Source organism: Sphingomonas desiccabilis (genome assembly GCF_004135605.1).
Lineage (GTDB): Bacteria > Pseudomonadota > Alphaproteobacteria > Sphingomonadales > Sphingomonadaceae > Sphingomonas > Sphingomonas desiccabilis.
Genome location: NZ_SDPT01000001.1, coordinates 660,320 through 685,899 on the forward strand (window position 1 = coordinate 660,320; position 25,580 = coordinate 685,899).

Sequence of the window (25,580 nt, forward strand, 5' to 3'; positions counted from 1 at the left end):
ATGTGGGAGGCTGGCAGGCACCTAATGATCGCGGATGCGCCGCGAGCTGGAACGCGCTTGTTGATGCTTGGACCATCGTCGAAGAGGATCGTGAGACGATCAAGGCATGCCAGGAGGCCGCTGCTAAGGCGCAGGGCAAGGTGCGTTGCAAAATCACTATCGCGTCGGCTAAACGGTAGGAGCTCAGGTTTTCTGTTGCAATTTAGCTAGCGTGTCGGCTACGATGCGAATCGAGTAATATCGAAAGGTCTAGTCATGAAGCGAGTGAAACAGGCTGCTACTGCGCTTCTGATGGGCGCAGCGATGCTTTCGGCCCAGTCGGCAGTGGCGGGTCAGAGCGTTCGTGCCTCATCGGCCATGCCGGCAGCCAAGGCGCTTTCGACGTCTTCTGTCCGGGCGTCCACGCCTTCCAAGAAGGACAACTCGCTGATCGGCCTGCCCTTGATCCTGGCAGTTGCGGGCGCTGTGGCCGTAACCGCTGCCGTGGTTGTGGTCGCGGACGACGATGATAACGACAGCCCGGGTTAATAGTTTTCTAGCAGACTGATTGTGGAAGTGTCGCGTTGAGCAGTTTCAGGCTTTGCGCGGCACTTGTTTTTTTGGCGGTCGTCCTGGGTGGTGGCGGTACGCCTGCCCCTTGGCCTGAGCTCATTCTACAGCTCTTGTTCCTGGCCGCAGCGATTCTATGGGTCGCATTCGGGCGATCTGGGCAGCTGGCCCGTGGGCGCGGCATTCTTGATGTGCCAGTGCTGGCTGGCGTCACCTTCCTCCTCCTGCTTGTTGGCGCGCAGCTGATCGGGCTGCCGCCTGGCCTGTGGTCAGCACTGCCGGGCCGTGAACAAGTCGCTGCCACCTATGGCCTGTTCGATGCCCAATCGGCGTGGCATCCCATGACGGTGGCACCGGGCGATACCGTGGCTGCTGCTTTGTCGCTCATCCCACCACTCTTGATGCTGCTGTTCGTTGCACAGCTCCGGCTTGCAGACCGAACGCGTCTGCTGGCGGTGTTGGCGGGAGCGGCGCTGCTATCGGCCCTGTTGGGTGCGCTGCAGGTCGCGGAAGGCGGCAGCTTTCTGCGACTGTATGCGTATACCCATGTGGGGTTCGCTACCGGTTTCCATGCCAACCGGAACGCGGCCGCTGATTTGTTCTTGGTGGGGATCCTCGCCGCCATTACCTTTGCCGCCGCCAAGCGCCATTCTCCCGTCTCAGGACGGTGGCGTCTGGGGGCGCTCGGCGCCGGCGCGTTCCTGACGCTGGTGGTGCTTCTGACCGGATCGCGCACGGGCACGGTGCTGCTGTTGCCTGTGTTTGCGGTGGGCGCCGTGCTGCTTGCCGGCCGGGGCAGGGTATCACGTCGTACTCTGCTGGGCGGAAGCGGCGTGCTGCTCGCCCTGGCAGCACTGGTGATGGTCAACCCCATGCTCCGCCGCACCGCGGATCGCTTTTTTTTCGAGCAGGATGCGCGCGTCGATTTATGGACCGACAGTTATTTTGCTGTCGAGCAGACGTGGCCGCTTGGCGCGGGACTGGGCAGTTTTGTCCCGGTGTTTCTCACGGCCGAGCGCCTGGAGGCAGTAGATCCTTCCTACCCGAACCGCGCGCATAATGACTATCTGGAGTTTGCGCTGGAGGCGGGGCTGCCAGGACTTGTCCTGCTGGCGTTTGTGTTCGGTGCCGTTGTGTGGCGGGTGCGCAAGCATCTTGCGGCAGGAGGCGTTGTTGCACTTCATGCAACATTTGCTGCCATGGTTATTACCCTGTTCGCCCTCCACTCGATCGTCGATTATCCGATGCGATCCATGTCCCTGGCAGTGATTGCTGCAATGGCGATTGCGTTGCTGGCGCGCGAGCCGGTAGAGGATGCGTAAGAGCAGGGGAACGGTAAGAGTGCAGCTGAAATTGGGACACCCACAACGCGCGCGAGCGGCGATGCTGCTCGGCTTGCTGGCTGGTGGCTGTCAAACCGTTGCGGATCCGGCACTGCCGCGTGGGGCAGAGGCCTATGCCCAGATCCCGCCGCCCCGCACGGACGATGTCAGGCGCGAGTACCGGATCGGTCCGCGTGACGTTCTCGCCATCCGCGTCTTTCAGGAGCCGGAACTGACCTTTGAGGAAATCAGCGTCGATTCTTCAGGAAATCTTGGCTATCCGTTGATCGGGTCCGTGCATGCGGCGGGCCGGACACCCGCGATGCTGGCAGACGAACTCACCGCTCGATTGCGTGAAAACTTCATCCGCAACCCGAAGGTGACGGTGCTCGTCACCTCGTCCGTGTCGCAGAGCGTGACCGTCGAAGGCAATGTAACCGAGCCCGGCGTGTACGAGATCGGCGGCGGCGCGACGCTCCTGACTGCGCTTGCCCGTGCGCGGAGCACGACCCGCGTCGCGAAGCTGGACGAGATCGTCGTATTTCGCACGGTGGATGGCCAGCGCATGGGCGCGGTGTTCAACCTGGCCGATATTCGGGCCGGCCGTGCGCCTGACCCTGAGCTGCTGGGAGGCGACATCGTCGTCGTGGGCTTCTCGGCTGTGAAGGGCGCGTTCCGCGACTTCCTGGGGGCGGGAGCCCTCTTTAACGCCTTCCGCGCCTTTTGAACCGGACGTCTGACGCCATGCGCACCGCTATTTCGTCCCGGTCCGAAGCACTTCGCACGGACAGGTTGCTGCCGGATGACGAGGCCGATGATGTGGAATCGTTCAATATCGATTTAGGCTGGATCTTCGCCATCCTGCGCCGCAATCTGCTTTTGATTGCGGCAGTCGTCGTCGCGGCGCTGGTGCTAGGCCTTGTTGTCACGATGCTGATGACGCCCCGCTACACCGCCGCCTCCAGCGTTCAGGTCGAGCAACAGGCCGATCGCGTCCTCGGCACCGAAGACGTGCAGCCTGTGGCCAGCATTCAGGAAACGGCACGCTTTCTGCAGACCCAGACCGATTTGCTGACAAGCCGGGCAATGGCGGACCGGGTTGCGCGACGGCTCAACCTCTACCGCGATACCGACTTCCTCGAAGCCATGGACGCGTCGCCGGCGGATCCGGTTGCGGGCGCAACGCCGGCCGACGTGCAGCGCCAGCGGCGCAACGCCGTGCTCGGGCAGATCGCAGAAAACCTGTCGGTGCGATTGCCGAACAATTCCCGGATCATCGAGATTGCGTTCACCAGCCCTGCGTCCGACGTGGCCGCGGGCGTAGCGAACGCCTTTGCCGAGGAGTTCATCACCAGCAATCTCAGTCGTCGCTATAACAGCTCCGCCTATGCCCGGGAGTTCCTGTCGCAGCAGCTGGCCGAGGCCAAGCAGCGCCTCGAACAGTCGGAGCGGAAGCTGAACAGCTATGCCCGTCAGGCAAATCTGATCGACACCGGTGCGCCCAATGCGGAGGGCAACGGCGGCACATCGGTGACCACCTCCAGTCTGGTGCAGCTGAACCAAGCTGCGAACCAGGCGCGCGCGCAGCGGATCCTGGCCGAGGAAAAATGGCGATCTGCCAGCACTGCGCCCGCGCTCAGTATCCCCGAAGTCGTATCGAATAGTGCGGTGCAGCAGCTGCTTGCCCGACGGGCAGAGATATCGGCGCGACTGAGCGACGAACGGGCCCGACACCTCGAAGGCCATCCCAACGTCCAACAGCTCGCGGCGCAACGCGACGACATCACCCGCGAGCTGGACACGCTTTCCTCCGGGATTCGGCGTTCGATCCGCGACGCCTATGAAAGCGCGCGACGCCAGGAAGAGGCCCTGCAGGCACAGGTCCGCGATTTCTCGGCCGCCCGACTGGCCGAGCAGGACCGGTCGGTCGAATATCGAATCCTGCAGCGCGAAGCGGACACCAACCGCTCGCTGTACGACGGTCTCCTGCAGCGTTTCCGGGAAGTCTCCGCCGCAGCGGGGGTGTCGACCAACAACATTTCAATCGTCGATGCCGCCGAACCACCAGCCAACCCGTCCTCGCCGCGCCTGATGCTGAACCTGGCCTTGGCTCTTTTAGTCGGTTTGGCGGCAGCAGGCCTAGCGGTGTTCATACGTGAGCAGTTCGATGATTCGGTGCGCCTGCCGGATGATCTGCCAGTCAAATTGGGTGTCACCCCGCTTGGCGTCACGCCGAACCTCAAAGATGTGTCGCCGGCCGAGGCCTTGGCCGACCCACGGTCCTCGCTAACCGAAGCGTACAGTGCGCTGCGGATCGCATTGCAATATTCGACGTCGCAGGGACTGCCTCAGACGCTTCTGGTTACTAGCTCGCAGGCGGGCGAGGGCAAGTCCACGACCAGCTATGCGATCGCCGTCGGCATGGCGAAGGTCGGGCTGCGCGTTCTCCTGGTCGATGTAGACCTGCGGCGTCCGATCATGCACCGGCTGTTCGGCATGGCCAACGAGTCTGGCCTGACCTCGCTTCTGACCGGCCAATCAGAAGTCGAAGCGCAGATCCGGCACACGAACGTCGATGGTCTCGACTTTCTTTCCAGCGGTCCGATTTCGCCCAACCCGACCGATCTGCTGGGAACCGGCCGTCTGGCCGAGGCCGTCGCTGCCATGCGTCAGGGGTACGATCTGATCGTGTTCGACGGCCCCCCGGTTTTGGGGCTGGCAGATGCGCCGATCCTGGCGGGGCTGCTGGACGCCACGATGCTTGTGGTAGAAGCCAATCGCAAGCGCCATGGCGCCGGCAAGAACAGCCTGCGGCGGCTGCGGGCGGTGCACGCCAACATCTTGGGCGCGCTGCTGACCAAGTTCGATCCGGGCAAGGCCGGACTGAACGCGAACTACGGCTATTACGCCGAGTATTATCAATATGGGTCTCGTGCCGGGAACGATGCCGGTTAGGGCCCAATCCTGGGGAGGGCGCCGCCTGTTGCAGACAGGCGGTGCGACTGCAGTAGCCGCACTGCTGTCGATCTTGTGCATCAACAGTGCGACGCATCGGCTGCAGCAAGCCGGGAGTCCGGTGGGTGGTAAGGGGCGTGGCGCCGCGATCGGCGCCATACGCACCGAAGATTATGGACGCGCAGCGGCATTGGCGATGGCGGCGCTGACGCGTGCGCCGCTCGACCAGCGGCTCCTCGGCATCTGGGGTACTGCCGAGCTGGCCCGCGAGCGCGAGGCCGAAGCGCAGACAATCTTCGCCGTTGCCGGCGCGCTGGGCTGGCGCGATCGGGCGACCCAGCGCTACTGGGCGCTTGCCGCGCTGCAGCTGGGCGATTTCGCCGTTGCCGCGCAACGTACGGACGCGCTTTTGCGCATGGACGGACCAACGCCGCATGCCAGGCTGTTGAGCGCCTTGGAGGCAACGCCCGCCGGCCGGGCGGCGCTGGCGGACCGGTTGGTGCTGTCTCCGCCATGGGCGTCCGCCTGGATAGCCCAGGCCCAGCGTGGCACGCCGGCACTGGCGGCCAGTCGCGCTGCGGTGATCGAGCGCGCCGTGCGCGCGAGCTATGCTGCGCCGCCTGCTGCTGGAGGGCTGGTGCGTCGCTTGTTCGAAGGCGGCCGCGTTGCAGACGCGCAACGGCTTTGGGGCGTGCTGGAGAAGGGCCAGTCCGGGACGATGCTCGCCAATGGATTTGGTTATGCGACGACGTGGATCAAGTCGCCCTTTACCTGGGCGCTTACAGTGAACGGCAATGTCGATGCTCGGATCGAGGGTACGGGCATGGAGGCCGAACTGATTGTCGTATCCGTTACGGCAACCCGTCAAACGGCGGCAACGCATGGGATGGCATTGACCCCAGGGCGCTATGCGCTGGAGTGGAATGTCGTGGCGGAACCCGACGCCAACCGGCCCATGGAAGCGACGGTCCGCTGCGTGGTAGAAAACGCCGATCTGACCCGGGATGCCGAGCCCAAGATCCTCGGTACCCGCCGTCGGCAGGAGTTTACGGTGCCACCCGGCTGCGCGGGGCAGTGGATCGCGTTTCGCGTGCCTGCGGCGCCCGGCAGCAGCGAACATCGCATATCGCAGCCCAAGCTGGCACGGATCAGCTAAGCTTCAGATGCGTTACATGCGCCTGGCGTGCGTCCCTAAAATGCCGGCTGCGGGCCTCAAAGTCGCCGGCACGAGGCAAGATCGGCTACAATGCGGGCCGATTGGAATACGCTCCTGAAATGCGACGCTTGTCGAACTGGATATTAATCCAAGGAGATTGATCGGCTGAACGCCAATGGCAGGGTACCCACCGCAGCTCCCCGCTCACCCGCTCCCGAACCAGCTTTTGCCCGGTGCAGCGCGGTCACCCGCTTAACCTGCGAGATGCTGCACCCGGCCAGTTCGGCCGTGCGGGCGATGCTCATGCCCGTCTCGCGCAGTCCGACAATTCTCCTGTGTAGGGCCGTGTCCGGCTTGCGGCCGTTGTATCGCCCTGCCCGCTTGGCGATCTCGATCCCCTCACGCTGGCGCTCGCGCCGCGTTTCGTAATCGTCGCGCGCGGTCTGGAGTGCGATGCGCAGCAGCATGTCCTGCACCGCTTCGAGCACGATCCGGGCAATACCCGCGCTGTCGGCGACGAGCTCGGACAGATCGACAATGCCCGGGACCGCCAGACGCGCGCCCTTGGCTCGGATAGTCGCCACCAGCAGCTCGGCCTCGGCAAGTGGCAAGCGGCTGATCCGGTCAATCTTCTCGGCCACCACTACCTCGCCCGGTTGCAGGTCGGCAACCATGCGCAACAGCTCGGGCCGGTCGGACCGCGCACCCGACGCCTTCTCGCGATAGACGGCCGCGACATAATGGCCCGCCGCGCGCGCGGCGGCGACGATCGCCTCTTGTCGGGTCAGGTCCTGCGCGTCGGTGCTGACGCGCAGGTAGACGCGCGCGGCGCGGACGGAGGAGGGAAAACTGTCGTCCATCATGGTCAATCCGGGTACACCCAAGTGAGCCATTGGTGCGCCGTTTGGCGCATAATGGCAAGCGCCGATCCTGCTGCGCCTAGCCAACCTATCTGACTCTAAAGGGCTGGCGACATTTCATATGAAGGCCGATTGCAGACGGGCGTCACAAGGCAGAAGGTGAGTAGCAAGGTCGTACTCGAGGCCTCCGCGTTGTTCTGTCTGCCCAATGACTAGCCTGGCCGATCGGGGGGATGGACGTGCTGACTAGGTGCGTCATCGGAACGATGAACCTTGCCGAGGTCGTGTTCAAGCTCCGTGATCAAGGCTTGTCGCTTGGGGATTGAGCTTGCCTCGCTCTGGAGATGGACCTGCAGGCAGAGATGCTCACGATCGATGCAGCCCCTCTTAAGCGTCGACATCGGCGTCGCAATCACCGACGTACGCCGATCCGCGTAGCGTTCCGGTTCGTGCTTTGGAGTGCGAATAGGCGATGCCATGGGAGCGAGCGAGGGTGAGACCTTGCTGAGTTGGCCCTAAATGCTGAGAGGGCCTCGCTCTTGGATAAGAGTGAGCCATTGATCGAGCATACGACCAGGCGCCATTCAAGTATCGAGGTTCAAGAGATGAAGATCGATGCTTATCGTTGGATGTGGCGTTCGGCCTCGCGTGCCAAGATCGTGAGCAGCGTTGGGTCGAACGGCGCCACCCGTGGTTTGTTATCGGCGACGCATAGCGCGCCTAGCGCATAGCCAGCTTCGTCGAGCACCGGAACGCCGGCGTAGAAGCGCAGGAACGGTTCGGACACCACAGTAGCGTACCCGGCAAAACGCGGGTCAGCATGAGTGTCCGGGACGATGAGCGGCTCGCCTGGCTTTTGGATCGTGACAGCACAAATGGCGGTGTTCCGAGGGGTGCCGTTCGAGTCCATCCCGTGTTGGGCAAGCAATATCTGCGCGCGCTTGTGGATAATCGATACCGCCGCAAAGGCGGTGCCGTAATGGGCCGACGCCAGTTCGACGACCCGCTGCAGCTCAGGATGTCCTTGCAGGGCGAGCGCGCCGCTCTGGTCCACAGCTTCCTGGCGCCTTTGCTCCTTCTCGAACGCGCTCATCCACACGCTGGTGAAGCAGTGCGGGCGATCCTGCGTGGACGCGAGCCTGAGCGGCTGCTCGGCGCTATAGGTCAGCATGGGGGCTCCCGATGATAAATCAGCGAAGCATGACGCGCGCGACCGAAATGGAAATCGGGGAATTTCCCGGTCACGTCAGACGGGTAGCTTAGGGCTCGTTCCGGGAATATCCAGTAGGCGCAGCGATGCGGTTGCGTTTAGGCACGGGCTGATGTCCTCGCCTCCTGTCCTTTTGCTCCGTGGCATGCGCGACGCAGGTCGAGGCGCGCTGCCACAGTCAGCCGATCTGCTATGGATTGCCGGCTACGCCGCAGCCTTCATCCTTACGCACCGCTTCGCCGCGGCCTGGGGCGGGCAGGGCTTTTATTCGCTGCTCTATCCGCCTGCGGGCGTCCGAATGGCACTGCTCTGGAGCCGAGGGCCCCGGCTGACTTTGGCCATTGTCGTAGCGGAAATGGCCGTGCAGACGGCGACCGGATGGATTGTACCCGGAGAGCCCGGGTGGATTACCAATGCTATTGGGGTCGCCCGACCGCCGCTGGTCTACGGTGCCGTTGTCTGGTTGGTTTGCCGGATAGCCGCGCACGCGTCCTCCAGCCTGAGCATCGCGCCCATGCCGCTTGGCCTCGCCTCGGTTACCGCGCCGGTCGCAGTCGCGGTAGTCGCGCTGCCTTGGGCTCTTTTGAAACCAGAGCTGACCGGTGTTGTCGGCCTGCGCCAGACCTACGCATCGCTGGCCGGATACACAGTCGGCGATCTCCTAGGCGTGCTTTTGTTAACCCCGCCGCTGCTGTGGGTGATCCAGGCTGCGCGTGAAGGGCCGCGTCGGGTATTCTGGCCGGAGACGCGCCTGTTCTTCGTAATAGGCGAAGCGGTGCTTGTTCTGGGCGGGGCCATCGCGTTCGGCTTGCTGCTCGTCCGCATCGATTTGGGTGTCCCCTCGATCCCGGCGCTGCTGGCAGTGGCGTGGATCGGTCTGCGCTTTGGCCGCACTGCGGGTTGGTGCGCAATCGTGATCGTAGCGGCGATCGTTCTGCCCTGGACCACCGGTAACATGCCGCTGGCCGAGCGGTTGACATTGCACATGAGCCTCACGTCGGTGGTGGTGGTCGGCTACCTTGCCGGCAGCTTCGCCGACGCGCAGGCGCGTGCGCGGGCCGATCTGGCCCGTCGCGACCGGATGCTCTTTCAGGCTGAGCGGCTGAAGACGCTGCGCGCCATGTCGGTTGCCGTTATCCATGAAATCGGTCAACCGCTTTCGACCCTCGCGCTCGAAGCGAAGCACCTGCACGAGATCACCGTTGGAGCAGACCGCGAGATCGCCGAGACGGCTGCCCTGATCAATCGCAAGGCCGCTTCCCTCTCCATGCTCGTCCACCGCCTGCGGCGCTTCGGTGGACGCGCGCTCGACGAGCCAAGCGCCCTTCCCGTTTCGTCGCTGATTGAAACCGTCGCTGCCCTAGTGCGCCCCGAGGCAAAGGGTAGGCGTGTCCTGCTTGAGATCGCCCCAGTTGCTTCCAACCTGATTGTCCTGGGCCAAGAGATTGAACTGGTGCAGGCGATCGTCAATATCGTCCGAAACGCGATCCAAGCTGCGGATGGCTGCGTTCAGATTGATGCGGAGGGGCAGGGCGATCGGGTCGAAGTGACAGTCACGAACCGCTGCCCGGGGCACCAGGCGCCCCAGCCTGGCATGGGCGTCGGATCGCTCGTCGCGCGCGCCATCCTTGAAGCCCATGAGGGGACGCTGATACGCGAGACGGATGCCGCCGGCATGGTGCGCGCGACATTATCCCTTCCCTTGGTCGGAGCTGCCGGATGATTCCGAACCTCGATCCCGCCGGCCGAGCCATCGTCTATGTCCTAGACGATGACCACGATCTCGGTGCGGCGGTCGCAAGGCTGCTTGTGCGCCAGGGTCATGGCGCTAAATCCTTCGAAGATCCGGAGGTGCTGCTCTCGACCTATGCCGGGGCGCCCGCGCATTGTATCGTCACGGACATCATGATGGGCAGCCTCGACGGCTTTGCCCTCGCCGACCGTATCCGCACGATGGATACTGCCCTCGCGATTGTGTTCATGACGGCATGGCCGACGACCGCCAATGCGGTGGACTCGGTGCGTCGCTATGGCGGGCTCGATTACTTGGAAAAACCGCTCGACGAAGCGCGCCTTCTTGCCGCAGTCGCGGAAGGTGTCGCTTGGTCGCGGCAGCAGCGTGATATCCGCGCACGTACCGGGACGCTATCCCCGCGTGAGCGCCAGGTGTTCGACCTGTTGGTCCAAGGGCATAGCAACAAGGCTGTCGCCGCGATCCTTGCCCTGAGCCCTAAAACAGTGGAGGACCATCGCGCCGCAATCGTTGCCAAGACTGGTGCCAGTGGCTTAGCCCAACTGATCGCGCTTACACGGTGAACCTAGGGCCGCCGCCCCCATGCCGGAAGGCACAGTGGTGCGCGGGCCGTTGTGATCATGTCTGTAAGGGATGACGCGCCCGCGCGGGAACGCAAGCGACTGAGGAAAGCTGACCAGGCGGCGTGCTTGGTTTGGCCAATCTCGCCAACTCGAGATTAGGGTGAACGGCCCGGTGCCCGGTAACTCCACGCCTAACTCCAGTGTCCTGCCTGCAGCCTCGACGAACTTTCGCAAGGTAAAGACATAGAGGTCGGCTTGGCGCTCGTTCTTGACTGTCGGCGTCTGCTTAATGCCCATACTCTGGGCGATCTGCTCCTAGCTGCGCTCAGCGACTTTTGCCCCTCGGCCCCTGCAACTCGGCAGCCTAGGCTTGATGCCATCTTGACGATCCTTGGGAGGGCATACCGCCACGCCCGCACAGCACATGCCGGCACATGCAGCGGCAAGATGTCCGTCGCAGGGCGACGACGCGGTTCACGCGATACGCCGCTATGCTCGGTTTTAAGGGCGCTGCCTGTGTCCGGTTCAAAACGCGTTTTTGTGGACCAGAACCTGAAATGTCGCTACGATGATCTTAAAATCCCGCCAGATTGTCCAAGCTTCTAGATATTCGAGATCAGCCTGCAGGCGGTTGCGCAGATCATCCTCGACGATAGTCGCGCCGCGATAGCCGCGGACCTGCGCCAATCCTGTTAAACCCGGCTTGGCGGCGTGACGATGCCAGTAGCGCGTATCCACTTCCCAAAAAAGCTTGTCCGCAGCCCGCGAGCCGAGCGCATGGGGACGCGGGCCGACGATGCTCATGGTTCCGGCCAAGACGTTGAACAGCTGCGGCAGCTCGTCGAGGCTCGTCCGGCGAATGAACTTGCCGACCCGCGTGATCCGATCATCATCCCGCGATGCCGAGCGCGACCCATGGCCATCGGCGCCCTCAACGGTCATACTGCGAAACTTCAGAATCTTGAACACTTGGTTGGATCGGCCGATCCGGTCCTGCCGGAAGAAGACCGGGCCCCTGCTCTCCAGCTTGATGAGCAGAGCGATCAGCAGCAGCATGGGGGATAGCAGCAGCACGCTGACCGATGCCAGCGCCAGATCAAAGGCGCGTTTGACCAGGCGATCGGCAAGGTTCAGCGGCCCGTGCGAGACGACCACCGAGGCCATGGTGCCATGAAGGCTCATACCAAGCGGGGCCAGCGACTGAAGCTCTGGCATCAGGATCTCGCTCTGGATCCCGGCACCTTTGAGGGCATGGGTCCAGGCAGCGCGGCGATTAGCGTGGCAGGACACAACCACATTGTCGACGCCGCGAAGCGCCCTGGCCAACCGGTCGTACATGACCGGGTCGTGTCGTTCCGGATCGGCAAAGCCATCTGCTGCTATTCGTACGGAAAAGTCGATCGGCGGAACGGGCTGGTGCGGCTCCCAAATTAGAGCGACGCTATAAGGTTCCCCGCCGACGATCGCGCGGCGAAAGCGCACGAAATAGTAGCGACTTAGGGTCAATAGTGTCATTGCCAGCAATGAGGCTAGCGCAACCGTCAGGCGTGGGAACTCCTCGCTCACCTTTAGATAGAACCCGGCCAGCGTCATTACCCCGAGCGCGATCAAATAGGCGCGTAGCGTCCGGCCGACCGCTGGCCATGGCTGCGACAGCAGACGGATCGAATAGACTTTTCCATTCAAGGCCACCACCAGATAGGATGGCAGTATGAGGCCAAGGATGAAGATCCAGCTCATGTCGCTGAAGAGCATGTCGCGCGCCATGGCCGTGACAGCGAAGCTAATGGTGATGCACAGCAGGTCGAGCACCAAAGGGTACACAAAGGTGCGCAGACGAATGGCTGCGTTACTCGTGCGCCACTGACGGGACATCAAGTCCGAACCCCGCCCACCTCCTGGGTTGGACAAACCGCCACTTCCTTCCAGAAAATCCGCTCCGGCTGCGTTGCACTTCACCGTCGATCTGCTTTTGAGAGACATGGTGCGCAATAGCCGCTCCGACCCACCCGTCTGTTATTGGCACAGTGCCATAAAGGGAGGATTCCGAATCGGCCAGCGGTACTTACGTACAGATGCCCTCGACCGTCCCGACTTTGCGCATCTCCGGGGGGACTGGAGGGCATTGTTGCCGCTTACCTTGAGATGTTCACCCCGTGCTTGTACGCGCGGGGCTGTCTATGCACGCGCCGGAACCGCCGGCGCTGGCACCAGCACATGCTGCTCAGGTGCCGGCAGTGCTGGGATGCACGTGCCGGAACATCGGTGACACTAGGCCGCCTGGATGTCGTGCATGGTCAAGCGCCGCAAACGCCCCCAAGATTCGGCATCACCTAGACAAAGTGAAGATGTCGATGAACAAGACCACGGTCACCAGCATGAGCGGATGACGCTTCCTCGTCGTGCCTCGCAGGAAGGTGAGAACGTTGGCTGCCGCCGCCTAGCCGCTTTCCGCGTTGATGGTGCCGCAGGTCATCGTCGTAGCCTTTGAAATAAATGAGGGGGGCTGTTCGTGCTGCCCGGCGAAACCGGACAGCGAACTTTGTTCGAGATCGCGCGTATGGCATTCGGCCTATCGGTTTTGCCATAGGATGCCTGTTCAACATTCTGGCGACTACCATGGCAGGATTGTTGAGGCGCTAATGGGGCTCGTCGTCTATTATCCTATGTCCCCCGGCTCGCCGCTCGACCTGCAGGAGATCAACCCAGTTTATCGTGACAGCGTCGTCCTCACGCCGGCTGCAGTGCTGTCGGCGCTTGCGGTGATGATCGCCTATGGTTGGTTGCCCTAGGCATCCGCTGCGTGAGGAACTGTCGGCCCTCAACCAGGTTGCTGAAACGCGCGCGACCAGCTGATCCGTGTCCTTGCGACTGCGCTCCTGCCGCCGCAAACAGGGCATTCGACAGGAGACTTTCATGCCCGAGATCGCGACCACGCCCTTTGCGGACCAAAAGCCCGGCACGTCCGGCCTGCGCAAGAAGGTGAGGATCTTTCAGCAGCCGCATTATGCCGAAAACTTCATCCAGTCGGTGTTCGATGTGATCGAGGCGCCGGCGGGCGCCACGCTGGTGGTCGGCGGGGACGGGCGCTTCCACAACCGGGTGGTTATTCAGACCGCGATCCGCATGGCCGCGGCCAATGGCTTCGGCCGGGTGGTGGTGGGTCAGGGGGGCATCCTGTCGACGCCCGCCGCCTCTAACTTAATCCGCAAACGCCAGGCGTTCGGCGGGCTGATCCTTTCCGCCAGCCATAATCCAGGCGGCCCTGATGGCGACTTCGGTATCAAGTATAATGTCGGCAATGGCGGCCCCGCGCCCGCAAAGATCACCGACGCGATCTTTGCGCGCGCCTGCGAGATCGACCGCTATCGCATCATGGACGCACCCGATGTCGACCTCGGGACACTGGGCGAGCAGCGCGTCAGCGATCTCGTCGTCGAGGTGGTCGCCCCGGTCGCCGACTATGCCGCGCTGATGGAGCAGCTGTTCGACTTTGACGCAATCCGGGCGATGATCGCCGGCGGCTTCCGGCTGAGCTTCGATGCGATGCACGCCGTCACCGGCCCCTATGCGCACGAGATCCTCGAAAACCGCCTGGGTGCGCCCGCCGGCACGGTGGTCAACGGCACCCCGCAGGACGATTTCGGCGGCCACCACCCCGACCCCAATCTGGTCCACGCCCGCGCACTCTACGAGCGGATGATGGCGGCGGACGCGCCTGATTTCGGCGCCGCGTCGGACGGCGACGGCGACCGCAATCTCATCCTCGGCCGCGGCATCTTCGTGACGCCTTCGGATTCCCTCGCGGCGCTGGCCGCCGACGCGCACCTCGCCCCGGGCTATGCCGCGGGGCTGAAGGGCATCGCCCGCTCGATGCCGACCAGCCAAGCGGCCGACCGCGTCGCGGCGAAGCTCGACATTCTGCTCCACGAGACACCAACGGGATGGAAGTTCTTCGGCAACCTGCTCGACGCCGGCATGGCGACGATCTGCGGCGAGGAGAGCGCGGGCACCGGCTCCGACCATGTCCGCGAGAAAGACGGGCTGTGGGCGGTGCTGCTGTGGCTCAACATTCTAGCAGTGCGGAAAATTTCCGTCGCCGAGCTGATGACCGAGCATTGGCGCACCTATGGTCGCACCTATTATGCGCGCCATGATTATGAGGGGATCGCCACCCGAGGCGCCGACGCGCTGATGGCGGGCATCCGTGAACGGCTTGCGATGCTGCCCGGCGAAACAGTCGGAGATCTCACGGTCGAGACCGCGGACGATTTCGCCTACACCGATCCTACCGACGAAATCACCAGCAGCGGGCAGGGGGTACGCATCTGCTTTGCGGGCGGGTCGCGCATCGTGGTTCGCCTGTCTGGTACCGGGACCCAAGGCGCGACGCTGCGCGTCTATCTGGAGCGGTACGAGCCCGCCGATGGACGGCTTGATCTTGCCACTGGCGACGCGCTGGCGCCGCTGGTAGCGGCGGCCGAGGCGCTGCTGTCGATCCGCAGCCATACCGACCGTAAGGCGCCCGACGTCGTTACTTGAGCTTCCCCTGGCGTTGAAAGAGGAGTTTCGTGGGGATCGCGACTACATTACGCACTTTGTCATGAACAGCGAATGTCAGCAGATGGTGCGGCGCGGACGGCGCGGAAGCCTAAGGCGATCGACCGGCGCAGCGCTCGCCCTCTGCTTTGTTGCCCCTCCCGCACCGGCGGCCGACCCACTTTTTCTTGCCATCCGCGATGCCGATAGCCGCCTAGCGCGCATTGGATACAGGCTGGCAACGGCCAACGCGCCCTTGTGCGACCGACAGGAGCCGGGACTGGGCCTCGTGCTCCATACCCCAGAGCAATATTCCCGCGATTTGCGATCTGCCGCCCGCCGCTATTTCAAACTCGACGGTCCGGTCGGAGTTGAGGGGGTTGTGGACGGATCTCCGTCGGAGGAGGCAGGCATCCGCGAGGATGACACGCTGCTGGGCGTCGGCGTCGCCCGGTTCGCACCGGCTGACGAGGGAATAGAAGCCAGCACCGCCCCCTTACGTCGGGCCGTGGCACAGCTGGCTGAATTGCCGTCGGCCGAACCTCTGGAGGTACACGGCCAACACAACGGCGCCCCCTATGTGCGGGTCGTGCGTCCGGTGCCGGCATGTCGCAGCCGGTTCGAGGTGGAGATTGGTTCCCAGTGGACAGCCAGAGCCGATGGCGAGATGGTGCAGATTGGCAGCCGTTTTCTGGAAACCTATCCCGAAGACCAGTTGGCCGTGGTCGTTGCCCATGAGCTTGCTCATAACATCCTGCGCCACCGCGAACGGTTGGGTGCCAGGAACGTCGACTATGGCATGTTGTCGGGATTTGGACGCAACGTTCGTTACTTCCGCCAGACCGAGCTGGAAGCCGACATCCTCTCGGTGTCGCTGCTTGCCAATGCGGGCTATGATCCGGAGGTGGCGGTACACTTCTGGCAGGATTTTGGGCCCAAGCATGCCGGTGGCCTTCTGCGCAGCCGCTCGCATCCGGCATGGCAAGACAGGGTGACGACGATCCAGCAGGCGATCGCGACATTAGGCCCTGACCGGCCAAAGCGTCCGGCACTGCTGGACACGCGCGACCGGCCGCTCAATGGCGATTGGCAGGCGCTGCTCGTGCGGGCCCCATAGGCTGGGCGCCGGTAAGGCGTCGAAGAAAACCGCAACTTCGTCTGTGTTGAAGCGCGGAGCCGGATGACGGCGGCCATCCGACGCCGAGTCTTGGTACCCACCCCTAAATACGGGCTGACCCATGGCTTCAGTTCCGCTTGCCAAGCCTCGCTCACCGCAAGCCTTTGTCAAAGCCGGCGGGCGGTGCCGGTGAAAAGAATTCGAGTCTTATTCGGCGGCTTCGCGTAGCATGGGCTCCGAAGCGCCCGAGAACCGCCCGACGCCGCAATAGGTAAAGCCGGCGGCTTCGACAGCTTGGGGCTGGTAGATGTTGCGCAGATCGACCAGCACCGGCTGTATCATGATGCGGCGCAGTCGCTTGAGGTCGAGCGCGCGGAAGGCATCCCATTCCGTCACGATCACGACCGCGCACGCACCCTCTGCGGCGGCATAGGCCGAGTCGGTGTAGACGATGTCCGGCATCAGCCTGCGGGCGGCCTCCATTCCCTCAGGATCATAGGCTCGCACAGTGGCGCCGGCGTCCTCGAGCACCTGGACGATCGCAAGCGAGGGCGAATCGCGCATGTCGTCGGTGTTGGGCTTGAAGGTGAGGCCGAGCAGCGCGATCGACTTGCCGCGGACATCGCCGCCCAGTGCGGCGATGACCTTGCGCGCCATCGCGCGCTTGCGCGTGTCGTTCACGGCGACCGTCGTCTCGATGAGCCGTACCGGCGCTTCATAATCCTGCGCCGTTTTGACCAGCGCCAGCGTGTCCTTGGGGAAGCAGGATCCGCCGTAGCCGGGGCCTGCGTGCAGGAATTTGGATCCGATCCGGTTGTCGAGGCCGATGCCACGCGACACGTCCTTCACGTCCGCACCGACCTTTTCGCACAGGTCCGCGATCTCGTTGATGAAGGTGATCTTCATCGCGAGGAAGGCGTTGGCGGCGTACTTGATCAGCTCGCTGGTGCGCCGGCCGGTGAACAGGACGGGCGAGCGGTTGAGAAAGAGGGGACGGTAGACCTCCTCCATCGGCGCGCGCGCACGCTCGTCCTCGATCCCCACCACGATGCGGTCGGGCCGCTTGAAGTCCTCGATCGCCGCGCCCTCGCGCAGGAACTCGGGGTTGGACGCCACTGCGAACTCGGCCCCGGGGTTCACCTCGGCGATGATGCGCTCGACCTCGTCACCGGTGCCGACGGGCACGGTCGATTTCGTGACGACGACGGTGAAGCCCTTGAGCGCCGCGCCGATCTCGCGCGCGGCGGCATAGACATAGGACAGGTCGGCGTGCCCGTCGCCCCGGCGCGAGGGCGTGCCGACGCCGATGAACACCACGTCCGCCTCCGCCACCGGTGCGGCCAGTTCGGTGGTGAAGGAGAGGCGACCGGCCGCGACGTTGCGCGCGACGAGCTGGTCCAGGCCCGGCTCGTAGATGGGAATGCCGCCCGCGCGCAGCTTGGCGATCTTCGCCTCGTCCTTGTCGACGCAGACCACGTCGTGACCGAAATCGGCGAAGCAGGCCCCGGACACCAGGCCGACATATCCCGATCCGATCATGACAATGCGCATTGCGTGCTCTTCCTTACTGCCGGGCTAGCCATTCCAGCACGGCCGGAATGCATCACCATTCCCGGCACATATGGGCGAACGGCGCGGCTGGAAAGCGTGGATTAGTTCGGATGGGGACGATCAGGGATGCGCATCCTGCCGCCAAGCGGTCGTCGGTTCCCCCTGATACAAAAAAGGCCGCTCGGTTTCCGAGCGGCCTTTGTCAATCATCGGTCTCAATCGACCGCTGGTGCTTAGAACGGCTGAATGTCGTCGCCGTAGCTCTTCCGGAAAAAAGCGAAAATTTCGAACAGCATTGATGGTCTCCTCGGCTGCATCCACCCGGTAGTTAACAAGCTTTTAACCCTAATGCAAGGGTAACCATGCCGTGAGCTCGCATTAACCAGACCTTCAATCCTGCGTGGGATGGAGTGGAGGTATGTCGCCGCCCTCGCTCACGCCGATTAGGGATTCGAAAGGGGGAACCCTGCCTGTCGTGGGGCCCTCTGCGGCAGCGTGCGCTCTAGAAGGGCAGGCCAAAGGAACACTCGCCCCGGTTCCTCCACCGAGAGCGAGTGACGCCAGCATGCTTCGCATTCGCCTTTTGGTAGAATTGGCGAATTTCAGTGGGTTGCGCCGTCATCTTGGCCTCGCGAGAGCCGAAACTCTCATTGATGAGATATCGACGCGGTGCCACATCGAGCTTGGCGGAGCTCGCGTCCGGCCGTTGTCGGATCGGCTCGTAGCGGTCGAGTTCGAGGCAGGTGGGGTGAAGGATGCGGAGGCAGCGAGCGCGAGGCTGCAGCAGAGCTTCTCGAATCCCTTCAACTTCGATGGAGAGCTCCATCTCCTTCGTCTCCGAATCGGTGGCGCGGCAGGCCGGGACTGCGATTGCGAGGAGGTTCGGCTGGTCGAGGCTGCGGAGAAGGCGCTTGCCGAGGCGCGCGAGCAGGGGCGCGATGTCGTGCGGGATGATGCGGAGGACGAGAACCGTATCGATCCGCTTGAGCTCGTTCACGAACTTCCACGTGCGATCGAGGCGGGCGAAATATTCCTTCAGTACCAGCCGAAGGTGCATGTCCGCCGTCAGCAGGTCGCCAGTGCCGAGGCATTGGTGCGATGGCGCCATCCGACTCGCGGGTTGGTGCTGCCGGGCGAATTCATCCAAGCCGCCGAACAGAGCCGCGCCATCGGCAACCTGACGTTGTGGACACTGGAGCGCGTTCTAAAGGACCAGCGAAGGTTGGCCGACGAGGGGCATGACCTGCCGATCTTCGTCAACATGTCCGGCGTGCTGCTTGCGGATGCCTGCTTCGTCGAGCAGGCCTGTCGGGTCCTTGGGGATGAGGGGGCGCGAGTTGGATTCGAGATCACCGAAACGGCGGTGATCCGCGACCCCGAAAGTGCGATCCGCCACCTGCAGCGCTTCGCAGACATAGGTGTGGCCATCGCCATCGACGACTATGGTGCAGGTTTGTCCTCGCTCGCGTATCTCAAGCAGTTGCCTGCCAAGGAGCTGAAGATCGACAAGCTGTTCGTCACCCAGTTGACCAGCAGCAACCGGGACCCCCTGATCGTCCGCTCGACCATCGACTTGGCACACGCGTTGGACATGGAGGTGACGGCGGAAGGGGTCGAAACCCCTGCAGCGATGGCGCTTCTAAGCGTTATGGGTTGTGACATGATCCAGGGTTATCTGGTCAGTCGCCCAGTGGAGATCGAAGCCTTTCGGCTGTTCCTGGAGGAAGAGGCGCATCTCAAGGCGCTGGACAGCCAGCGGTTTTCGTTCCTGCGGTCGGATCGCCTCTGGAAGAGCGCCTGAGGTGACACACGCTGGTGCGCGGCCGCAGTCGAGCCGGTCGGGCGGGCAGGGCTCGTCGGTAATGGCGTACTTATTCGCCGCGGCGTGGCTCGGAGCAGTGCCAGCTATCGCGTCGGCCCGGCAGTTTGAAGTGCTGAACGCCGCCGCAGCAGCTCGCATGGTGTCTGATCCCCGACAGGCAATGAAGATCGCTCGTGAAGCGGAGCAGCGGGCGCGAGCGATACCTGGTGACCATCAGCGAGAACTAGCCCGAGCCCATTGGTTGCAGGCAGACGCTGCCATCCGGACCGGCCAGGTTGAGAGAGGGCGGGTGCTGGTCGAGATCGCAATGCGCGAGGCGGATGATCTCTCGGATCCGAGGTTCCATGGTGACCTGATGCTGACGCGGGGCGGCGCTTATGCTGCCGATGGGCAGGTCTCAGCGGCGCTCGCCGACTTCCAGAAGGCGCACCAAAGTTTTGTAGAGGCACAGGATCAGAGGGGCCAAGCTGTTGCGCTGGTACGCCTAGCCTCTCTTTATCGCGAGGGAGGGGATTTCGCCGGTTCCCTCCGTTATTACCGCCAGGCGGAGGAAGCCTTCCAGAGTGACCCGGGGCTGCTTCTTTCGATCTACAACGGGCGAGGCAACGTCCTCAACGAGATGAACCGCTTCCCGGAAGCCTCCGCGGCGTTCATCAAGGCGCTTCAGTATGCTCCCCGCGATGAGGCGGCCGTGCGCGTGCGGATCCTGGCGAACCTGGCGCGAGCGCAGCTCAACGCCCGCCGAGTCGATGCGGCCGCTGATACGGTAGCGGCTGGGATGCGGCTGGCCGAGGGCGCCGAAGCCAAGGAAATTCGATCCCAGATCTACAGCGTCGCTGCGCGGGTGCAGTTGGAGCGGGGGAACCTTTCCGCAGCGCGAACCCTGATCGAGCGAAGCTTCGACGGGATCCCTCCCACCGAAACCACCCTGGCCATGCGCGACAACCACCTTGTGGCGGCCCGCATCTACCAGCGCAGCGGGGAGTCGGAGAAGGCGGTCGAGCATCTGCTCGCGCTTCGCCGGCTGGACGAGCAGGCGCTGAGCGTCGCGACATCCGCCAAGGCGGCGCTGATGGGGGCGCGGTTCGATTTCCAGAACCAGGAACTGCGCATCGCCCGGCTGAAGGCCGAGGAACTGCGTCGAAACGTCGAGTTCGAGCGCTCGCGCACCCGGTTCCAGCAGATCCTGTTCGGCGGCATCGCCGCGGCAGTCGCGATCCTGATCGGCCTGCTCACCTTCGGCCTCGTCACGATCCGCCGCAGCCGCAACGAGGTGCGTGCCGTCAACGTCGACCTCGGCATCGCCAACACCTCGCTCGAAAAGGCGCTCGCCGCGAAGACCGAGTTCCTGGCAACCACCAGCCATGAGATCCGCACGCCGCTCAACGGCATCCTCGGCATGACCCAGGTCATGCTCGCGGATTCCGCGCTGGAACCTGCCACGCGCGAGCGGGTGGACATCGTCCATGCGGCCGGCATGCGGATGCGCGGCATGGTCGACGACATTCTGGACGTGGCCAAGATGGAGAATGGCCACTTCACGATCGACACCACCATCGTCGACCTGCCGGCCACCCTCCAGGAAGCGACGCGGCTCTGGGAGGAGCAGGCGCAAGGTCGAGGCATCGCCTTCTCGCTGGAGTGCGCCGATGTGCCGCAATGGATCGAAAGCGATCCGACCCGGCTTCGCCAGATCGTCTTCAACCTGCTCTCGAACGCGCTGAAGTTCACCCATGCCGGCAGCATCGGTGTCCGGGCAGCGGCCGTGGGAGAGGGCGACCGGCGACGCCTGCAGATCGTGGTGCACGATACCGGGATCGGCATTCCCGCCGACAAGCACGCGCAGATCTTCGAATCCTTCCGGCAGGTGGATGCCGGCACGACGCGCCAGTACGGCGGCACCGGCCTTGGGCTCACCATCTGCCGCAACCTTGCGGTTGCGCTGGGCGGCACCATCCAGGTGGAAAGCGTGGAGGGGGAGGGTTCGACCTTCACCGTCGACCTGCCGTTGGTGGAAGCGCCGGCACCCGTGATGGTGGATGCGGGCCAGGGGGAGGCAGCCGGCATGCTGGTGCTCGATCGCAACCCGATCGTGCGCGGCATGATGCGCACGCTGTTCGCGCCCCACGTCCTCGACCTGCGCTTCGCTGCAAGCCTCGAAGAGGCGCTGGACGAACTCGCCAGGGGCGGAATCGCGCGAGTGCTGATCGACGAGGCTGCATTGGCGGCCGGCACGGACGACCCGAAGCTGCGGGTCGAACCGATTGCAAGCGCTGCCTGCGCCGCCGGCGCGACGACCGCGATTCTCTGGCCCAACCTGGACGAAGCCACGCGCGCGGCGCTGAAAGCAGCGGGATTGGACCAGGTGATCGGGAAACCCGTGTCGGGTGCGCGGCTCGTGGAGGCGCTCTTCACGACGAAACGCGGGAATCCGGCCGATTCGCCCCTTGTTTCGCGCGCGGCATAGCGCAATAGCCTTAGGTACCATGCCCTCGCTGCTGACCCTCGCCACGCCCTTCAGGATCCGGGGGCGATGAACATCCTGTTTGTCGAAGACGATGCCATGAATCGCCGGGTGGTGCGCGACATGCTCGATGTGGCGGGCGCGACGATGGCCGAAGCTGACCGGGCAGAGGAGGGGCTGCGCCGGATCGATGAAGAAGACTTCGACGTGGTGCTGGTGGACCTGCGCATGCCCGGCATGGACGGGCTCGAGGCGATCGGCCGCATTCGGGCCCGCGAGGATGCCAAGCGCGACCTGCCCCTGATCGTCGTCACCGCGGACACGGCGCTCGACCTGCGCGAGCGCTGCATCGCCGCCGGAGCCGACGAGGTGCTGTTCAAGCCGGTCGCCATGGAGGCGCTGTTCGACGCGATCGGTCGTATTCTCGCAAGCAAGTCCGACGAGGACGCCATCCTCTTCTGACCGCCAGGCCCCGTGGCCCGGGCTGCCGACGACCGGTCGAAGCCTGGCCTGGAGCTCCTCTGATGATGCCGCCGGCCCCGCACCGGCCCAGCGCAGGCCGTCGGGGCGCCTCAGCGGGCGCATGACCCAGGTCCAAGGGGCGAACCGGGAAATAGCGGCCACTGCGCGGCTTCCACGGGGCGAGGCCCCCTCTTGACCGCTACGCTCCCGACGCGTTCGATGCGGCGAACCGAGCACCGCCTGGTCGAGGGAGGGAAGCCATGAAATGGGCGAGCAGGATCGTACCGAGCCCGCCGGTGCACCGTTTGTCGTCATTCCTCCTCTTGCTGGCGATCGCGGCCGGCATGGTCGTGCCGGGCCGGGCGGGTGCGCAGCATGCGGAGACCCAGAACGTCCTGCGCTGGCAGACCTACGGCACGACCTCCGCCCTCGGCCGCGACACTAGGGTGCCCGGGGGCGGAATGGTGTCGGTCCAGCCGCGGACGGTGCCAGGCGAAGCATGGTCCAGCGGCGCAGGGATGAAGATCCCGGGCGCGATCCCGTCCGGTGAGCGCGTGACCGCCGTCTTCTGGGCGCGTGCGGCAAGGCCGGTGCGCCTGACACTCGCATTGCAGGGCGGCGAACCCGGCTATGCACGCTTTGCGACGGCGGAAGTGGCGCTGACGCCGACGTGGCAGGTGGTTTCCGTCAGTGGGGTCGCTCCCCATCAATTCCCCGCGGAGTCTCAGTCGCTTTCGGTGCCGCTCGGGCTCTCCCGAGTCGAGGTCAACCTGGGACCAGTCGCGTTCCTGCGGGGAGAGGTAGACCGCGCCAGCGTAGCGCGAGCATTTGCAACCTTCCGCCCTGCCGAAGTCGCCGTCGATGTGCGCATACAATCCGAGCCCCGCGTGACCCTGGCGGGCACGCTGCACCTGCCGGCAGGGCAGGGCGAAGGTCCCTTTCCCCTCGCGGTGTTGATCCAGGGGCATGGACCCAACGGCCGCGGCGGATTTCCGGAGATCATCAAGCGGCTCACTGCCGATGGCACTGCGGCTCTTGAATATGACAAGCGCGGGATCGGCCAGTCGACGGGCACGTACGAGGAGGACATGGAGCGGCTGACCGCCGACGCGACTGCCGCCGTAGCCGCGATGCGCCGCCGGCCCGAGATCGACGGCAGCCGCATTGCGCTCGTCGGGCAGAGCCAGGGCGGTGTGGTCGCGCCCGCAGTCGCGGCTGCCGATCCGACCATCGCAACTGTGGTCACCCTTGCAGGATCTGTCGGCGACGGCCTGCCGTATCTTCGCCGCGCCATTGTCGGTCAAATGATCCTTGCAGGCTGGCCCGAGGCAAAGGTGAGCCCGGCAGTGGACGCGGCCATCGCGCTCCTCCAGGCGCGGATGGACGGCAAGGATGCCGCCGCGATCGAGGCGCTGCGCGCGGCGGTGATCGAGAAGTTCGAGGCGACCGGGTTTCCGCGCGCGACGGCACAAGGCGCGCTGGCGATGATCGACGTTCCGGCCGCGTGGAAGGCGAATCAGCTCCGCTCGGCCTCCGATCTCTCGACGCTGCGGGTCCCGGTTCTGGCGGTGTTCGGAACCAAGGACCCGCTCGTCGTGGCCTCTCACGAAGCCCCCGCCGCGCGCGCGGCGCTGGCAGATAATCCACGCGCACGCGTGGTGGTGATGGAGGGGATGAGTCACTGGTTCCAGGACGGCGCCGTCACCGGGACGGAAGAGGAAGTTGCGAAGCTGGGTTCCAATCTCGGGTCGCCGCGCGTGGTGATGCTCGTCGGGGACTGGCTGCGCGAGATGCTGGCGCCCGGAAGCGGCAACGCCAAGCCGCGCTAGACAAGTATAGCGGGCGATCGTCCGACGCTGATACCCACAGGCGGCAACCCGGTGGAGCGGCGCGATATTCCTGCTGCGCATCGGATGCGCGCTTGAGGGAAAAAGGTTGAACGCCGCGCGCCGCGCTGGTAGGGGCAGCGCATACCGCCGCGGCCTGCGCTCCGGCGACCTTTTGCTATTGCACGAACGAATCGGAGTTAGACGGCCTCATGCAAATCATCGTCCGCGACAACAACGTCGACCAGGCTCTGCGCGCGCTCAAGAAGAAGCTGCAGCGCGAAGGCGTGTATCGCGAGATGAAGCTTCGCCGCCACTACGAGAAGCCGAGCGAGAAGCGCGCTCGCGAGCGTGCGGCTGCCGTGCGTCGTGCTCGCAAGCTCGAGCGCAAGCGTGCGGAGCGTGACAACGCCCGGTAAGCGCTCCCGTACGGCACCCGCTTCCGGGTGCCGTACGTCGCGGCCTTCTCGGCTGCCCAATCTTTCTCATCGCCGTCGTGGCGCCGCTACGCGCGCCTGACGCAAGCGGGATCGCTGTTCATGTCCGTCACTGCCGTCCCGCTCCAGCCCGTGAAGCGCCGCTACCTCGTCTGGCTTTGGGTCGGCGTCGCCCTGATCGTTGCAGCAGCTGCGGCGCTCGCGTGGGCCGGAACCCCCCACAGCAAGGTGACGGAGTCCGGACTCCGGTACGAGATCATCGAGGCGGGCGAGGGGCCTGCTCCGACCGATGACGACGTCGCGCTGATCAACTATGTCGGCAAGCGTCCGGACGGAAGCGTCTTCGACCAGAACCAGCAGACTCCCATGCCGGTGCGTGGCGTGGTCCCCGGCTTTGCCGAGGCGCTGAAGATGATGCCCAAGGGCGCAAAGTACCGTTTCTGGATCCCGCCGCACCTGGGCTACGGCGCGCCGCGTCCGGCCGGTGCTCCGCCGCTCACCGGCGAGCCGGCAGAACTGGCGAAGATCACGCTCCAGTTCGATGTCGAGCTTCTCGATTTCATCCCCGAAGCGGTGCTGCGCCAGCAGATGATGCAGCAGATGATGCAGGGCGGCGCTCCGGCTGGTCCGGGGGGCGCAGTTCCCGGTGGTCCGGGGCCGGAGGGTCCGGGCCGCTAAGACCGGCTGGGCCGCGCCTACGCATCCCGCGCGGTCGATCCTTTCCTGGGCCCGGTGCGCCGTCGTGGCGTGCCGGGCCTTCTGCTTTATGGGAAGCGCGCTTCCTTCCCTTCAGGAATTGGCAGGTAGACAAGCCGCAGGAGCTCCCATGAAGCGAGGGCGCCTACAATTGGCCTATGTAGAGCGTCAGTATTTGCGGGATCGGGACTTGCGCCACATCGGGGCAGTGTCACCGAAGTGGATCAGTACTTCCGGCGTTTCGCTTGAGTTAACTATAATTGGCCTCTTATAGTCTGTTCGTTGCCGTGTCCGAACC

At 64.3% G+C, this 25,580-nt stretch carries 20 protein-coding genes; 16 read left to right on the plus strand and 4 right to left on the minus strand.

Translation table 11 applies throughout. The features are described from left to right. The first annotated feature begins 255 nt into the window (after positions 1–255). The 5 genes from EO081_RS03135 to EO081_RS03155 all read left to right on the plus strand — a co-directional run bounded on the left by EO081_RS03135 (position 256) and on the right by EO081_RS03155 (position 5,982). Positions 256–528: a hypothetical protein gene (locus EO081_RS03135; RefSeq protein ID WP_129340464.1), complete on the plus strand. Its 273-nt coding sequence runs from the start codon at positions 256–258 to the stop codon at positions 526–528. Positions 529–563: 35 nt separating this feature from the next. Continuing rightward, complete coding sequence (locus tag EO081_RS03140) at positions 564–1,871, plus strand: O-antigen ligase family protein (RefSeq protein WP_129340465.1); 1,308 nt, start codon at positions 564–566, stop codon at positions 1,869–1,871. Positions 1,872–1,890: 19 nt separating this feature from the next. Next, positions 1,891–2,598 (plus strand): polysaccharide biosynthesis/export family protein, encoded by a 708-nt coding sequence (locus EO081_RS03145; protein ID WP_165284467.1) that lies wholly within the window; start codon positions 1,891–1,893, stop codon positions 2,596–2,598. Between the two features lie 17 nt (positions 2,599–2,615). Further along, positions 2,616–4,826 carry a GumC family protein gene (locus tag EO081_RS03150; protein ID WP_129340467.1) on the plus strand — a complete coding sequence of 737 codons (2,211 nt, stop codon included), beginning with the start codon at positions 2,616–2,618 and terminating at the stop codon, positions 4,824–4,826. A gap of 196 nt (positions 4,827–5,022) precedes the next feature. After that, entirely contained in the window at positions 5,023–5,982 is a 960-nt protein-coding gene (locus EO081_RS03155; RefSeq protein ID WP_129340468.1) for a hypothetical protein, read from the plus strand. Positions 5,983–6,125: 143 nt separating this feature from the next. Here the strand turns inward: EO081_RS03155 and EO081_RS03160 are convergent, their stop codons facing one another. Continuing rightward, positions 6,126–6,845, minus strand: a complete 720-nt coding sequence (locus EO081_RS03160) for a recombinase family protein (RefSeq protein WP_206364341.1) — start codon at positions 6,843–6,845, stop codon at positions 6,126–6,128. Positions 6,846–7,461: 616 nt separating this feature from the next. Beyond that, positions 7,462–8,013, minus strand: a complete 552-nt coding sequence (locus tag EO081_RS03165) for a GAF domain-containing protein (RefSeq protein ID WP_129340469.1) — start codon at positions 8,011–8,013, stop codon at positions 7,462–7,464. Positions 8,014–8,197: 184 nt separating this feature from the next. Here EO081_RS03165 and EO081_RS03170 point away from each other — a divergent pair, with 184 nt between their 5' ends. Both EO081_RS03170 and EO081_RS03175 read left to right on the plus strand, forming a co-directional pair. Next, complete coding sequence (locus EO081_RS03170) at positions 8,198–9,775, plus strand: sensor histidine kinase (protein ID WP_240697518.1); 1,578 nt, start codon at positions 8,198–8,200, stop codon at positions 9,773–9,775. Then, a complete protein-coding gene (locus EO081_RS03175) occupies positions 9,772–10,368 on the plus strand; it encodes a response regulator transcription factor (RefSeq protein ID WP_129340470.1) in 597 nt (198 codons plus the stop codon). Before EO081_RS03170 ends, EO081_RS03175 begins: the two co-directional genes overlap by 4 nt. A 525-nt stretch (positions 10,369–10,893) precedes the next feature. Here EO081_RS03175 and EO081_RS16995 read toward each other — a convergent pair. After that, positions 10,894–12,180 (minus strand): sugar transferase, encoded by a 1,287-nt coding sequence (locus tag EO081_RS16995; protein ID WP_240697519.1) that lies wholly within the window; start codon positions 12,178–12,180, stop codon positions 10,894–10,896. A gap of 830 nt (positions 12,181–13,010) precedes the next feature. Here EO081_RS16995 and EO081_RS16755 point away from each other — a divergent pair. The 3 genes from EO081_RS16755 (at position 13,011) to EO081_RS03195 (ending at position 16,024) form a co-directional block, all read left to right on the plus strand. Continuing rightward, positions 13,011–13,160 (plus strand): hypothetical protein, encoded by a 150-nt coding sequence (locus EO081_RS16755; RefSeq protein ID WP_165284469.1) that lies wholly within the window; start codon positions 13,011–13,013, stop codon positions 13,158–13,160. A 124-nt stretch (positions 13,161–13,284) separates the two neighbouring features. Then, complete coding sequence (locus tag EO081_RS03190) at positions 13,285–14,910, plus strand: alpha-D-glucose phosphate-specific phosphoglucomutase (protein ID WP_129340472.1); 1,626 nt, start codon at positions 13,285–13,287, stop codon at positions 14,908–14,910. A gap of 13 nt (positions 14,911–14,923) precedes the next feature. Next, positions 14,924–16,024, plus strand: a complete 1,101-nt coding sequence (locus tag EO081_RS03195) for a M48 family metallopeptidase (protein ID WP_129340473.1) — start codon at positions 14,924–14,926, stop codon at positions 16,022–16,024. A gap of 207 nt (positions 16,025–16,231) precedes the next feature. On the opposite strand, the gene EO081_RS03200 is transcribed toward EO081_RS03195, so the two are convergent. Continuing rightward, positions 16,232–17,575 carry a UDP-glucose dehydrogenase family protein gene (locus EO081_RS03200; protein ID WP_129340474.1) on the minus strand — a complete coding sequence of 448 codons (1,344 nt, stop codon included), beginning with the start codon at positions 17,573–17,575 and terminating at the stop codon, positions 16,232–16,234. A gap of 565 nt (positions 17,576–18,140) precedes the next feature. Here EO081_RS03200 and EO081_RS03205 point away from each other — a divergent pair. From EO081_RS03205 to EO081_RS03230, 6 genes are all read left to right on the plus strand, one after another. Continuing rightward, on the plus strand, positions 18,141–19,376 hold the full coding sequence (locus EO081_RS03205) for an EAL domain-containing protein (RefSeq protein ID WP_129340475.1): 1,236 nt from the start codon (positions 18,141–18,143) through the stop codon (positions 19,374–19,376). 310 nt (positions 19,377–19,686) lie between these two features. Then, positions 19,687–21,864, plus strand: a complete 2,178-nt coding sequence (locus EO081_RS03210; RefSeq protein WP_240697520.1) for a sensor histidine kinase — start codon at positions 19,687–19,689, stop codon at positions 21,862–21,864. Positions 21,865–21,930: 66 nt separating this feature from the next. Beyond that, complete coding sequence (locus EO081_RS03215; RefSeq protein WP_129340476.1) at positions 21,931–22,323, plus strand: response regulator; 393 nt, start codon at positions 21,931–21,933, stop codon at positions 22,321–22,323. Positions 22,324–22,583: 260 nt separating this feature from the next. Then, positions 22,584–24,152 carry an alpha/beta hydrolase gene (locus tag EO081_RS03220; protein WP_129340477.1) on the plus strand — a complete coding sequence of 523 codons (1,569 nt, stop codon included), beginning with the start codon at positions 22,584–22,586 and terminating at the stop codon, positions 24,150–24,152. A gap of 209 nt (positions 24,153–24,361) precedes the next feature. After that, positions 24,362–24,568 carry a 30S ribosomal protein S21 gene (rpsU, locus tag EO081_RS03225; protein WP_125961043.1) on the plus strand — a complete coding sequence of 69 codons (207 nt, stop codon included), beginning with the start codon at positions 24,362–24,364 and terminating at the stop codon, positions 24,566–24,568. A gap of 120 nt (positions 24,569–24,688) precedes the next feature. After that, on the plus strand, positions 24,689–25,264 hold the full coding sequence (locus tag EO081_RS03230) for an FKBP-type peptidyl-prolyl cis-trans isomerase (RefSeq protein WP_129340478.1): 576 nt from the start codon (positions 24,689–24,691) through the stop codon (positions 25,262–25,264). The last annotated feature ends 316 nt before the right edge of the window (positions 25,265–25,580 follow it).